Raw genomic sequence first — 14,080 nt, 5'->3', positions numbered from 1 at the left:
CGTTCATATCGGGAAAAAATAGGCTAATCAATGATGATCAGCGTCGACCAAAGAGTTTTTCAATCTCTGGAAGCTGTAATTCCACATAGGTTGGACGACCGTGATTACACTGCCCAGAATGAGGGGTAACCTCCATCTCCCGCAACAAAGCATTCATTTCCTCAATGGTGAGCCTTCGGCCAGAACGCACTGAGCCATGACAGGCCATTGTTGCGAAAACATCGTCAATCCGATCTTTCAAGGCAAGCGCCGTATCAAATTCAGCGAGATCATCGGCAAGATCCTGAATAAGGCCTTTCACATCGCAGGTTCCAAGCATTGCGGGTGTTTCGCGCACGACAATAGCACCATGACCGAAAGGTTCGATCACGAGACCCATTTCTGCCAGCTCTTCAGCCCGTTCACAGACCCGTTCGGCAGCCGCTTCATCGATTTCAATAACGTCTGGTAGAAGCAACAATTGCCGACTAACGGATTTTTCCGCATAAGCCTTTTTCATCCGCTCCATCACCAGCCGCTCATGCGCTGCATGTTGATCTACCAAGACCATCCCGTTTTGGGTTTGAGAAACGATATAGGTTTCATGGAGCTGTCCCCGAGCAGCGCCAAGAGGGTAAGACATGGCATCATCAGAACTTGGCTGAGCTTGATCTGCTTGTAAATCTCTGGCGGATGGTTCGATCGGCTGTCCTGTGGCATAGTCATCTGGATAGGCAAAAGAGCCTACTGAAGGAGACGCAGATTGATCCGAATTCAGAGGATGATGGAACCTGGAAGCTTCTTCGGCAACTCCCGAGTGATACACTGGTTCAGTTCTAACGTCAGACCAGTTCCCCATACCAGCGGGCCGTGATGGACGAGAATGGAGAGAAAGCTGTGAATGTTCTGGTTTAAAGGAGCCAAGAGCTTGTTGGCTGACCGTAGAAGATGCCCTGTGACCATTTTCAGCTAATGCATTTCTAAGCGCCCCAATAATCAGACCCCTCACACCACCGGAATCCCGAAAACGAACTTCTGCTTTCGCGGGATGCACGTTGACATCCACCTGATCGGCTGGCAGCTCAAGAAACAAGGCCATCAACGGGTGCCGATTTCGGGCAAGCAAATCCATATATGCAGCGCGAACTGCGCCAGTGAAGGTTTTATCTTTTACTGGCCGGCCATTCACGAACATGAACTGCATAGCCGCATTCCCACGATTGAACGTCGGAACACCTGCATAACCGGTCAGAATAACGCCGTTACGTTCCGCCTCAATCTTCAAGGCATTATCCGCAAACTCCCGTCCCATAATGGATCCAAGCCGGTCAAGCCATGCTTCGAACAGATCACCCTGCGCTGCGGAGACTTTAAGAGCTGTGCGCTTTTCATCCGCAAGCGAAAAGGCAATTGCCGGATAGGCCATTGCAAGTCGTCGCATGACATCAAGGGCGGCGCCAAACTCTGCCCGCTCTGATTTTAGAAACTTCAAGCGGGCAGGCGTAGCATAGAAAATATCGCGAACTTCAACACGCGTCCCTTGAGACAAAGCTGCAGGCTCCAGATCTCCCTTTCTGCCACCTTCGACTGATAATTTCCAAGCTGTGTCAGCATTTTCAGTCCGGGTCGTGATAGTCATCCGACTGACCGAAGCGATCGAGGGGATAGCTTCTCCGCGAAAGCCCAGGTGCTGGATATTAACCAGATCCTCATCTGGTAGTTTTGAAGTGGCATGCCGCTCAAAACAGAGATCCAGCTCCTCTGGGGTCATCCCCTTACCATTGTCCGTAATCGAGATAAGTGATCGACCGCCATTTCGCATAACCACGTCGATCCGATCTGCACCAGCATCAATGGCATTTTCAACAAGTTCTTTTACGGCTGAAGCAGGTCGTTCAACAACTTCACCTGCCGCGATTTGGTTGACGATATTGTCCGGTAGCTTCCGGAGGGTCATTAATCACCTTTAAGATACATCTTGGTCAGTTTCTTGCCTTCTTCAACGGCGGGCTGATCAAACGGATTAACCCCCAGAAGATGACAGGCAATTATCGTCTCCAACATGAAATGCATCAAGAGTGAACCGATGGTTTTTTCGTCCAGCTTGTCGATATAAATGCATCGGAGATATTTTCCCCGATCGGCCAGCGTTTTTGCTGTTGCATTGGCCTCTGCCTGCACAACATCGCTAATCTTGTGATCTTTAAGGTAATCAAGCGCAGGGATGTTATCAGCAATCCCGACATCCATCAGGGGGCTACTATCTGTTGCCCGGTTAATAATCAGGCTAAAAAACTTGTCATTTGGTCCATCCAACCAAAGTTGCAACTGGCTATGTTGATCAATGGGCCCAAGAGCGTTCAAAGGTGTAGTGCCGCGTCCTTCTTTACCAATACTCTCCGCCCAAAGCTGGCGGTACCAGTGCGTGAAAGGCTCAAGCTGTTTTGCATAAGGCATGATCACATTCATGGAGACACCACAAAGCTCATTGAGCGCATGTGACATAGAGGCCCCGACCCGCGCAGCAGATTCTGGGTTATTCAGGGTATCGTCCAATACCTCTTTAGCACCTTCGCGGACTTTGCACATATCAATACCGGCAATAAGCGCTGGCAATGCCCCAACCAGGGAGAGCCCAGAGTAGCGCCCTCCGACATTTGGGTCATGATCCAACCGCTCAATACCCCATTTGTCAGCAATGTAGCCAAGTGGATTGTCGCCGGGCTCGCAAATCGCGAGGCACTGATTTTTGACAGCATCAGCACCGCCCATATTATTCAAGGCCTCAATCACCATAAGGGTTTGAGCCATAATTTCAGGGGTGGTTCCAGATTTAGAAATCAGCAAAAAGCGGGTCGAGCGGAGTTTTTTCCCCTTCTTGAGATACGGCAGCATCACATGATAATCGAGTGTGTCCCAAAAATTGAGATATGGTGCCTCGTCACGTTCCCTCAAACTCACCAGAACCTGACCACCCAAGGAAGAGCCACCGATACCAACAACCACGAACCGCTCATACTCCTTATCAGTCACAAACGGATGCCGGGAAAGCATCTCCAGGTCATCTGTTTGCTCCGGGAGTGATAGAATGGGCAGTCGCCCCTGATCCTTCAGAGACTCCATTTGCGCAACGATCGTCTCAGTTCGGGTGAGAGCCTTCATAAAAGCAGTGCGAACCCAATCCTGATCCCCACTGTCCACAGAGAAGCAGTTCTCAAAAGTTTGTCTGTAAGTCATTTTAAGTTGTCCAAGTTTCCTGATGGTACCCCAAGTCCATCACCCTACCCCACGGAACCTAACAAATTCATGAGATGCAACCTAAGGAATTTTTAGACCCTCATCCCACTCTTTATGATAGGTCGATTTACCCGCAATCGTTATTATCAACTTTTCTGGATCTAATAACATTTGAGCTACTCTCTGAACGTCTTCTATTGTCACAGCATTTATCAATTCAGCCCGTTGATCTAAATAAGTAATTGGCAGATTACTATATTGCATGCTGGTCATTATCCCGGCTATCCGAGCGTTTGAAGATAAACTTAGCGGAAAAGATCCATTCAGGTATTTTTTAGCCGATTCAAGTTCAGCCTTTGTGACACCATGTTCCCGAATTTTTCGAATTTCGGATTTTACCAAATTGATCGCTTCTAAAGTTGTACTGCCATCCGTTCCAAATGACCCCAGCATTAAACCAGCAGATTTTAGGGGATAGAGATAGCTATAAATCGTATAGACGAGCCCCCGTTTTTCGCGCACCTCTTCAAAGAGCCGAGATTCAAAGCTCCCTCCTCCCAATATGTAGTTGAGCAGATAGGCTGCATAGTAATCTGGATCCTCGCGTTTCAAACCATTGCCGCCAAAAATGATAACGCTTTGTGGGATCTCAAGATCAATAATTTTATGAGCCGGTCCTGGAATTTCGTTGACCACTGGTACGTTTGGCCGATTAGTTGTTTCAGGCAAAGAACCAAATGTCTTATCCAACAACTTTCCAAGCTTTTCAGGCGTGATATCTCCGATCACCGATATAATCATATTATCTTTGGCGATCTGAGTTTTGTAAAAAGACTGCAGGTCTGTTGAAGTTAGTGCAGAAACAGTCTCAATCGTTCCTTCAACAGGAATAGCATAGGGATGATCTGGAAAGGCCAGTTCAAACCACGCATCTCCAACCAGATCCCTTGGGTTCGATTGCTTTCGGCTTAAACTTGCAAGTAATTGGTTCTTGATCCGCTCGACTGGCTCTGGATCGAAACGTGGCTTTGTCACAGCTTTGGAAAATAGGTCAAAAGCTACATCTGCATTCGAGGAAAGCGTTTTCAAAGAACCGCTGTAACTGTCCAGGCGCGCGTCAAAACTCAAAGAAATCGATAACTCTGCCAGCTTTTTTTGAAATTCATCACTATCAAGTTCATCGGCCCCCTCATCCATCGTCGCAGACATTAAATCCGCAAGACCGGCTTTGTCTCTCGGGACTATGCTCCCGCCACCCTTCCAGAGAACTTCCATATTTACAATCGGAATAGAGCTTTCCTCAACAAACCAAGCTTTGATACCACCAGGGCTCACTATCTCTTGTATATCAGCAGCTACGACGTAAGAAGTGCTCATGACAATTGTAATCAAAGACAAAACTGTTAGACGCAAGTGCTGCACGAGATGAGTTTTGAGAAATGCAAAATATATCGACATCCTATTTCTCCTCCGGCATCAATTTTCCGACAACCGAAGTCCTCTCATCAAAGACCTTACGAGCCGCTCTAAGAATATCTTCCTGAGTAACCTTCGAAATCTGTTCGGGCCAATTCACGATATCTTGCATTTTGACCCCGCTGGTCAATGCCCGACCAAAAAGATTGGCTGCACCATTGAGATCATCACGAGCATAAATCGCCGCTGCAAGCATTCGATCTTTCGCTTCAGACAGTTCGCTCTCTGTTACGCCTTTTTCAAGAACGTCATTGATAACATTCCAAACTGCTTTTTCAACATCCTGCAAAGAGGAACCATTTACGGGAGCTGCCCAAAACACAAATATCGATGGGTCATATGATCCTGAATCGTAATAGCAACCAGCGCCTGCAGCGACTTTCTGTTTCCTCACGAGTTCTGAATAAAGGCGACTGGTGGTTCCACCACTTAAGATTTCATCCAAAACCTCAAGAGCACGAACTTCTTTCAAATCTCCAGTCCGAGCTACTGGCGCCATAAATGACTGCCGCCAAGAAGGTTCACGAACTCTCTTATCCCGCATCTCAAGAGTTCTCTTCGCCAATTGAGGCGGTTCCTGAATACGTTCCCGTTTTGGAAGTGACTGAGGCACTTTCGGCCCGTAGTAGCGCTTGGCAAGCTCAAAAACTTCTTCGGCTTTCACGTGACCAGCAACAATCAATATTGCGTTATTCGGCGAATAATAGGTCTTGTACCAGTCTATGGCATCCTGTGTTGTTAGCCCCTCCATTTCGTGGCGCCATCCAATAACAGGCGTTCCATAAGGGTGTGCCAGATACTGGGCAGCATCCAACTGTTCCCCAAACTGGGCCCCAGGATTATTGTCTGTTCTTTGAGATCTCTCCTCAAGTATGACCTGGAGCTCCGCACCAACCACTTCATCATTTAGCTTGAGGCCCTGCATTCTATCCGCCTCCATCTCCATCAGGAGCGGAAGATGCATTACATTCGCCCGTTGGTAATAGGCAGTATAGTCTTGAGAGGTAAAAGCGTTATCCTGACCACCAAGCTCAGCAACGATACGGGAAAATTCACCGGGACCATACTTATCGGTACCCTTGAACATCAGATGCTCCAAGAAGTGAGCAATACCCGCTTTCCCTCTTGGCTCGTCAGCCGCGCCGATTTTATACCAAACCATATGTGTCACGACAGGCGCCCGATCATCCTCGATCACAACGACTTGCATACCATTTTCAAGGGTAGTTGTCTTTGGATCGAATAATTTTGGAATATCAATATTTGCCTGAGCGGCGGTGGAGATATACAGACCGAAAATAAGTCCGAACAGTAGTCGTGTGGCAACACCGGTTCGTAGCATGGAGATCCCTGAACTTTTGTTATTCAACAGCTATTCTTAATAAAGGCACTTTAAGCTGCCATTACAAGAGCGAACCTCTCATTAACAAAAATAGCGTGGCCAAATTGTGAACCACGCTAAAAAAATTCAGATTTTAGGAGTTTTCAAATTTAATTGAAAAGACCTTCGAGCAACGCTTTCTTTTTGCGTTCAATCGTCGGAGTATCTCCACCATCACTTGGTGAGTTGCCCAGGGCCGCATTTTCCTGAATACGCTTACGCTCTTTTTCGGCGTCAACTACAGTTCCGTATTCCGGCTGATCCTGCCAGAACATGATCCGCTCGATCAGTGTTTTATCCTCTTCAGCAAGAACACTTGTCTCTTCATCGACAATCCGCCGGATAGAAGGATCAACATCAACGGCATCAGCCTGCCGAAGAAGAGCCAACTCACCAGCTGAAGTTCCTGCCTTGGCAGCCTGTTCCTGTGTAATCACCCCACTTGGTGCCTGCTGACCAAATAAAGCCTCGCGCGCAGAAGTTCTAGCAGCCTCTTCACGAGGGCTTTGCTGCCCAGGGCTAGGGGGACGCAATGAAAAATCAGGAGGAATAATCAGAGGCGCTTTCGTGACAACAGCAAACTCGTCAGGCGCTTTCTTTCCTTCAAGGCCGAGGGCTTGACGCGTGCCTTCGCAGCCAGACAGAACCATCGATCCTGCCACCAGCGCTGAGGCGACTATAATTTTACCCGAAGATGTCATTTCCCCACCTTTTAAGATCAGATTTCTTTTTTAGACGATTTATCGTCAAAAAACAAGCTGTCCACCAATAGGACACAGACCCCGAAAACAATAGCCATATCTGCAATATTAAACGCAGGCCACCTCATAAAGATAAGATCGAAATCAAAAAAATCAGCCACTTTTCCGAAATGAATCCGATCGATAATATTTCCCACCGCACCGCCAATTACAGAGCCAAGTCCGATGGCCAGAAATGTTTGGGAAACTCTAGTAAGCCACACAAGCAATCCAACGGTTACACAGCTTGAAACACCAATTAGAATCCAACGGGTTGTCTCTCCCCCTGAGAACATCCCAAAACTCACACCACTGTTCCAGACCATCACCAGTCGAAAAAAAGAAGTCACTTCAATTCCAAAAGGGTGATTGGCCATGAAATCGACCATATAGATCTTGAAGGCCTGATCTATTGCAATGATCAGGCCCGCAAGAACGATGCCTTTGAGGGATGCGCTATTCACGAGGCTTCGAGATCCACATCAAGAGTATCCACAACCTCAGCACATCGAGAACACAGTTCTGGATGGGCTTCATGGCTGCCAACATCATCCAAAATCTTCCAACAACGACCACATTTTTCGCCATCAGCGAGCGCGGGAACCACGGCTACACCTTCCACTTCTTCTAGCGTGAAGGCATCCGCAGGGGCAGTTTCCTCGCTCAAGACAAGCCCAGAAGTAATGCAAAGATCATCAAGCGGCAGGTCTTTCAACAAAGCCGCATAGTCTGAACTAACATAAACAGTTGGCGCGGCCTGCAAGCTGGCCCCTATCCGTTTTTCTCGGCGCTCAATTTCCAAAGCTCCGGTTACAACACGCCGGAACGCGCGGATCTTGGACCATTTGTCATGAAGTTTAGCATCGGTCCATTCGGCAGGAATGGTCGGGAAGAGGTTCAAGTGTACAGAACTGTCATCGCCCGGAAAACGAGCCAACCAAGTTTCTTCGGCTGTAAACACAAGGATCGGTGCAAGCCACGAAGTCAAGCAATGGAACAAATGGTCCAAAACTGTACGAGCGGCCCGGCGACGCGTGCTGGTTACAGCATCACAATAAAGAACATCTTTTCGAATATCGAAATAGAATGCGGAGAGTTCCAACGTACAGAAGTTATGAATCGCCTGGAAAAGACGGCTGAATTCATATCTTGAAGTGTTATCCCGAATTTGCTGATCTAACTCCGCCAGGCGATGCAACACCCAACGTTCCAGCTCAGGCATTTCAGAAACATCCAAGCGTTCGCTTTCATCCCATTCTGACAGATTACCCAGAATGAACCGCAATGTGTTCCGAAGCCGACGGTAGCTATCAACCTGTGTGCGGATAATCTCATCCCCGATGCGCATATCATCAGTATAATCAGAAGCAATCGTCCAAAGTCGCAGGATATCTGCCCCGCTTTGCTTGATGATTTTTTCAGGCGCTACGATGTTTCCAAGTGACTTGGACATCTTACGGCCCTTGCCATCCAACACAAAACCATGCGTTAGAACGCCATCATAGGGCGCACGGCCACGGGTTCCGCAAGATTCTAGCAAGGAGGAGTGGAACCAGCCCCGATGCTGATCAGTACCTTCTAGATAAAGATCAGCCGGCCATTTCATTTCTGGACGGTTCTCAAGAGTAAAGGCATGGGTACTTCCTGAGTCAAACCAGACATCCAGGATATCCTTCACCATTTCATAATCAGCAGGATCATATTTGTTTCCAAGGAAACGGGACGGTTCGGAATCAAACCACGCGTCTGAACCTTCTTCCTCAGTGATCTGGGCAATGCGGGCATTTACGTCTGGGTCCCGCAAGATCTCACCGGTTTCCTTGTTTACAAAAACAGTGATTGGAACGCCCCAAGCCCGCTGACGAGAGAGAACCCAGTCAGGGCGGTTTTCAACCATACTATACAAGCGGCGGTGTCCAGATTTCGGATACCATTTCGTATCGTCAATGGCCTTCAACGCTTTTTCCCGAAGAGAGTTGGTCTCCATGGAGATGAACCACTGGCTTGTATTCCGGAAAATCAATGGAGCTTTAGAGCGCCAGGAATGAGGGTAGGAATGCTTGATCTTGCCTCGCTTGAGAAGCGCTCCTGCGGCTTCAAGCTCATCAGCAACATGATCGTTGCACTTATAGACATGCTCACCTGCAAACATGGGAACATGCATATAGAATGTACCATCCTCATCAACAGTTTGCGGAACTTCCAGATTATATTTGAGGCCAACCTCATAGTCTTCCTGACCATGTCCCGGCGCGGTATGTACAAAACCTGTACCCGCATCCACTGTTACGTGGTCACCATCTAAGAGGGGAACATCAAACTCATATCCTTGCCCAGCAAACGGATGGCTACAGGTTACACCTTTAAGCTCGCTCCCTGACCCCTGCCAGACAACTTCGACCTCTTCAATTCCACAAACAGATTTCAGCTCTTCCAAAAGATCAGCAGCTACAAACAGCTTCTCACCCACTTTCCCAAGAGATGTTTCTGTAACAGATTTCACCTCGATACCAACATATGAGATATCATTTCCGTAGGCGATAGCCCGGTTACCTGGCATTGTCCAAGGTGTTGTCGTCCAGATTACGACGCTGCCACCCTCAAATGGAGCGCCACCAAACTTCACCGGAAAACGCACATAGATGGTTGTGGATGTATGATCGTGATATTCAATTTCGGCTTCTGCCAGCGCTGTTTTCTCAACCGGCGACCACATAACCGGTTTTGATCCCCGGTAAAGACCGCCGTTCATGGCAAATTTCAATAGCTCTTTAACAATCTGCGCTTCAGCATCAAAACTCATGGTCAGATAGGGATTTTCCCAATCACCCAGAACCCCAAGACGCTTAAACTCTTCGCGCTGGATATTAATCCAGTGCTCTGCAAAGTCGCGGCATTCCTGCCGGAATTCGTTAATAGGGACTTCGTCCTTGTTCTTGCCTTCCTTGCGGTATTTTTCCTCGATTTTCCACTCGATTGGCAAACCATGGCAGTCCCAGCCCGGCACGTAATGGGCATTCTTACCCATCATCTGCTGGCTACGATTGATCACGTCTTTAAGGATTTTGTTAAAAGCATGACCCATATGCAAATGTCCGTTTGCATATGGAGGGCCATCATGAAGAACAAACTGTTCCCGATCTTTGGATTGCTCGCGCAGTTTGTCGAACAAGCGCATCTCATTCCAGCGCTCCAACAACCCAGGTTCCTTATTCGGCAATCCTGCCTTCATCGGAAAATCGGTCTTCGGCAGGAATAGTGTTGGTTTATAGTCAGTGCTCATTTTGGCAAACTGATCCTAACAGTATTAATCATAATCAAAATGGGACCTTGATACGGTCATTCTCTTTCATTGTCCGAGGCGGTATGTTCAGACAATATTACCCGGCCTTATTTGTCTAAGGCCGGGTTGCTAATTCGACTGATCGCGCCGCCTATTCGGTGGCAGCAGATCCTTTTATTCCGTAGAGAATTCATGGCGCCTTTTTTATCAAGTCATTAGATCGGTGTCGAGCAAACTATTCATAGCTGCCAGATTTTGTCGTTTTAGCCAGCTAACCGCCGCTTCATTTTCTTGTCAGCATACTTATCCTGACGACATTCCGCTCGCGAAAGGATCTCCCTGGCAGAGCCCTCATCTTTTTTGATCTGGGCTTCAAGTTCCTCAATTCCACCGAACTTCATTTCAGGACGAATAAAATCAACAAAGGCAACTCGAATTTTCTTTCCATAGAGATCGCCATCAAAATCCAGTAAATGAACCTCAAGAAGGACATCCTTTTTATCAAAAGTTGGCCGGCTCCCAAAGTTTGCGACACCGTCCACCCATGAGGTCGCACCGTCTTCTGAGGTCATTCCAACCCGCACAGCATATACGCCCTGTTTGGGCTGATGATAGTGAGTTATTGGAATATTGGCGGTGGGAAACCCAATTGTTCGGCCGCGCTGATCTCCTTTAATCACAACGCCATCAACCTCCCACCAATGTCCAAGCAAACTGGCAGCAACTAGGGGATTGCCTTCGCTTAGGAGGTTACGGATTGCGGTCGATGAATAGATAACCTGTTTTTCACCAACAGGTTCAACGACACTCACACCAAAACCGTATTTCTTTCCCAATTCAGAGAGAACAACAGTCGTTCCCTGACGCTTGTGGCCGAAAATGAAATCATATCCAACCACAACATGAGAGACGGCGAACCCATCGACTAAAACATCTTTAACGAAGGCTTCTGCGGACTTTTCCGAAAAAGATTTATCAAATTCCAAAGCCGCCATTATGTCGACCCCGAGCCAATTTAAGTGGGCGGCTCTGGTATCCAGCATGGAAAGCCTGAAAGCTGGGGCATCTGGCGCAAAAAATTCTCTCGGGTGAGGTTCAAACGTTAAAACACCAGACTTAACATCAAGCTCCGCCGCGATCTTCTGAGCCTGCCCGATTACAGCTTGGTGCCCCAAATGAACCCCATCAAAATTTCCAATTGCGAGAACCGCCCCTTTTAGGTCATCGGGAACGTCCCTATACCGTCTTTGGATTTCCATCTATTACTCCGCCTGACCTTAAGAAGGTTTTTTAGCAACCATTAAGGTAGCTTCACCGTCAAGCACGACAGTATCTCCTACGGCGCAGACACAGTCAAAAGTTACGCGGCGACCATTGATTTCCCGAAGCTCAACCTTGGCAACCACTGTATCACCGATACAAACGGGTGCCTTAAAATTCAGGGTTTGATTCATATAAATAGCGCCAGGTCCTGGCAACTTGGTTCCAAAAACTGTGGAGATCAAACTCGCCGACAACATACCGTGAGCAATCCGCTCCTTAAACATTGTCTGCTCAGCAAACTCAGCATTCAAATGGACGGGATTTGTATCGCCAGACACCCCCGCAAACATAACGATGTCTGCTTCGGTCACGGTTTTGGCGAACATTTCGGTCATTCCTACACTTAAATCCTCCAGGAAATAACCGTGTAACTTTTCAAACTCAGACATTCGGCCCTCTATTGCTTTATTTTTGCGATGCAATATAGGGGGGAAAGGTGAGTCACCGCAAGCAAATCCAATGAATTTGACATTCTTTTGCAGACAGTTATCGAAGATTGAAGAGTTTTAATCAGCTTATATTCGAAATTTATTTAAATTCGATTTGTTACCACTGACATTAACCATTTTTTTAGTTTCCAACCGTAATGTTGGCTCATGATTGTTCCACCCCCGTCCGGTGGATCTCATCTTGTATGGTAGAAAATAGAATTTAAAGAGGGTATTTCAATGGCCGTCGACATGAAGATGCCGATCCTGATCATCGATGACTACAAGACCATGTTGCGCATCATTCGCAACCTGCTGAAACAGCTTGGTTTTGATAACGTAGACGAAGCTACGGACGGGTCACAGGCATTAGCGAAAATGCGGACCTCCAAATATGGCTTAGTTATTTCTGACTGGAATATGGAGCCGATGACGGGCTACCAACTGCTTCAGGAAGTTCGTAAAGACGAAGCCTTAAAAGATACTCCGTTCATTATGATCACAGCTGAATCCAAAACAGAGAATGTGATCGCTGCGAAAAAAGCAGGCGTGAACAACTACATTGTGAAACCATTTAACGCTGCAACTTTGAAAACAAAAATGTCGGCGGTTCTGGGCGACTTCTAATGGTCCCGCAGGATGAAGTCACAGCGCTTCGAGCAGAGATCAATAGTCTGCATGCAGATTGCCGAGATCTTGTAACCTTTATCGTTTCGGCGCGATCTGAGATTTCTCAGATCCGCCCAAAAGATCTAAAACAAGATAAGCTCCCAAGAGCAGGCAAAGAACTTGATGCGATTGTGGAAGCAACGGAGTCTGCAACGAACCAGATCATGGAAGCCACAGAGAAAATTCTGTCTGCTAAAGTGACTGATGCCGACGTTGTCAACGACGCATGCATGGAAATCTTCGAAGCTTGTTCCTTCCAAGACATTACGGGTCAGCGAATCAGCAAAGTTGTTTCAACACTCGAATATATTGAAACATACCTAGACAAACTGACATCCGCCTGGGGTCATGACGAAGACGCTGCCCAAAGTGAATCTGCAGAGACTGATGAAGAGGCATCCCTCTTGAATGGTCCGGCGCTTGCGGGTGAAGGCATTGATCAGGACTTTGTAGACAGTATGTTCGACAACGGCCCAGCCGTAGAAGGTGAAGCAAAATCTGACGAAGCAGAAACTTCTGAAAAGTCAGAGAAAAAAGCGAACAAGCCTCTGCCTGCCGCCGACGAGTCAATTGATCAGGACGATATAGACGCCTTATTTAATTAGGACTTGAAAACTTAAGTTCAAAAACCGCTTGATCTTCAGGCGGTTTTTTTATGCCCAAATCATATGGCCGGTTACAAATGTCGGGGCAATACCATGTTGAGAAACAAGATCCTCCACTTGATGATTTGTCGGAATATCCCCCTCAACAAGTCCCCATTCCTCAGCATGGATGCCCCCGCTTACGAGAACACAATCAATGCCTGCGCCTGTTGCCCCTTTAATGTCGGTTCTCATACTGTCCCCAACAGCTAAAATCTTGCTCGGGTCAGAGACATCCAGCTTTTCCATTGCAAGTTTATAGGCCCAGGGATATGGCTTTCCGAAGAGAGTAACCTCGCCGCCCAAAGTTTCGTAAAGTTGGGCTAACGACCCCGCACAATAATGCATGTTAACTCCCCGCATTACCGTTAAGTCCGGATTTGCGCAGATCATTGGGAGTTTATACTCTGCCGCCTCAGTTAAAAGAGCGCGGTAATGTTCAGGTGTTTCAGTTTCGTCATCAGCGAGGCCGGTACAAATCACAAAATCTGCCTCAGCAAGTTTATCAACTTTCCGGTAGTCCAGACCATCCTCTAAGCCTTTATCCCGTTCGGCACCAAATTGATAGAAAGCCTTACTTTCCCCTTCCAGATATGGAAACCTTTTGTCTTCCAGTATCATGCGCGTCATGTCTCCAGACGTCAGAATTAAGTCATAGACATCCCGATCCACGCCTATATTCTCCAGAAAATCTTGAACGAAATTGCTGGTCCTGGGTGCATTGGATAATAGAAGAATTTTCCGACCATTCTCTCGAAGTTTCGCCATACATTCTAGCACTCCAGGGTATGGTTCCAGCCCATTATGGACAACGCCCCATAAATCCAGAATGTAGGCTTCGTAATTTTCAGCAAAATCCGCAAGTCCCGGAACAATCCGAAATGTCATAAGTTCTTCTTTCGTGGCATGTTTTGTCAGCT

12 protein-coding genes are annotated in these 14,080 nt (G+C 47.4%); 2 read left to right on the top strand and 10 right to left on the bottom strand.

All coding sequences use genetic code 11. The features are described 5' to 3' along the window. Positions 1–37: 37 nt before the first annotated feature. The 9 genes from mutL to HH301_RS06440 all read right to left on the bottom strand — a co-directional run bounded on the left by mutL (position 38) and on the right by HH301_RS06440 (position 11,808). Positions 38–1,936, bottom strand: coding sequence for a DNA mismatch repair endonuclease MutL (mutL, locus tag HH301_RS06480; RefSeq protein ID WP_169567739.1), 1,899 nt, complete (start codon positions 1,934–1,936; stop codon positions 38–40). Further along, positions 1,936–3,216 (bottom strand): glucose-6-phosphate isomerase, encoded by a 1,281-nt coding sequence (locus HH301_RS06475; protein ID WP_169567737.1) that lies wholly within the window; start codon positions 3,214–3,216, stop codon positions 1,936–1,938. Before HH301_RS06475 ends, mutL begins: the two co-directional genes overlap by 1 nt. A gap of 81 nt (positions 3,217–3,297) precedes the next feature. Beyond that, entirely contained in the window at positions 3,298–4,674 is a 1,377-nt protein-coding gene (locus HH301_RS06470) for a M16 family metallopeptidase (RefSeq protein ID WP_169567735.1), read from the bottom strand. Position 4,675: 1 nt separating this feature from the next. Beyond that, positions 4,676–6,034, bottom strand: coding sequence for a M16 family metallopeptidase (locus HH301_RS06465; RefSeq protein ID WP_169567733.1), 1,359 nt, complete (start codon positions 6,032–6,034; stop codon positions 4,676–4,678). A 149-nt stretch (positions 6,035–6,183) separates the two neighbouring features. Then, entirely contained in the window at positions 6,184–6,774 is a 591-nt protein-coding gene (locus tag HH301_RS06460) for a DUF3035 domain-containing protein (protein ID WP_169567731.1), read from the bottom strand. Positions 6,775–6,791: 17 nt separating this feature from the next. Beyond that, the gene (gene lspA / locus HH301_RS06455; protein WP_206378202.1) at positions 6,792–7,277 is read right to left on the bottom strand and encodes a signal peptidase II; all 486 of its coding nucleotides are present in this window, start codon (positions 7,275–7,277) and stop codon (positions 6,792–6,794) included. After that, positions 7,274–10,096, bottom strand: a complete 2,823-nt coding sequence (ileS, locus tag HH301_RS06450; protein WP_169567729.1) for an isoleucine--tRNA ligase — start codon at positions 10,094–10,096, stop codon at positions 7,274–7,276. The genes lspA and ileS overlap by 4 nt, the downstream gene beginning before the upstream one ends. A gap of 263 nt (positions 10,097–10,359) precedes the next feature. Further along, the gene (locus HH301_RS06445; RefSeq protein WP_169567727.1) at positions 10,360–11,355 is read right to left on the bottom strand and encodes a bifunctional riboflavin kinase/FAD synthetase; all 996 of its coding nucleotides are present in this window, start codon (positions 11,353–11,355) and stop codon (positions 10,360–10,362) included. An 18-nt stretch (positions 11,356–11,373) separates the two neighbouring features. Continuing rightward, positions 11,374–11,808 carry a MaoC family dehydratase gene (locus HH301_RS06440; RefSeq protein WP_169567725.1) on the bottom strand — a complete coding sequence of 145 codons (435 nt, stop codon included), beginning with the start codon at positions 11,806–11,808 and terminating at the stop codon, positions 11,374–11,376. 279 nt (positions 11,809–12,087) lie between these two features. Here HH301_RS06440 and HH301_RS06435 point away from each other — a divergent pair, with 279 nt between their 5' ends. Together HH301_RS06435 and HH301_RS06430 are read left to right on the top strand one after the other, a co-directional pair. Continuing rightward, a complete protein-coding gene (locus HH301_RS06435) occupies positions 12,088–12,474 on the top strand; it encodes a response regulator (protein ID WP_169567724.1) in 387 nt (128 codons plus the stop codon). Next, on the top strand, positions 12,474–13,121 hold the full coding sequence (locus tag HH301_RS06430) for a protein phosphatase CheZ (protein ID WP_169567722.1): 648 nt from the start codon (positions 12,474–12,476) through the stop codon (positions 13,119–13,121). Before HH301_RS06435 ends, HH301_RS06430 begins: the two co-directional genes overlap by 1 nt. A 48-nt stretch (positions 13,122–13,169) precedes the next feature. Here the strand turns inward: HH301_RS06430 and HH301_RS06425 are convergent, their stop codons facing one another. Continuing rightward, positions 13,170–14,048 (bottom strand): TIGR01459 family HAD-type hydrolase, encoded by an 879-nt coding sequence (locus HH301_RS06425; RefSeq protein ID WP_169567720.1) that lies wholly within the window; start codon positions 14,046–14,048, stop codon positions 13,170–13,172. Positions 14,049–14,080: the final 32 nt, after the last annotated feature.

Origin of the sequence: Sneathiella limimaris (genome assembly GCF_012932565.1) — a bacterium.
GTDB lineage: Bacteria > Pseudomonadota > Alphaproteobacteria > Sneathiellales > Sneathiellaceae > Sneathiella > Sneathiella limimaris.
Note: the sequence above shows the minus strand (reverse complement) of the source record. Positions and strands in the feature narration are given on the sequence as shown.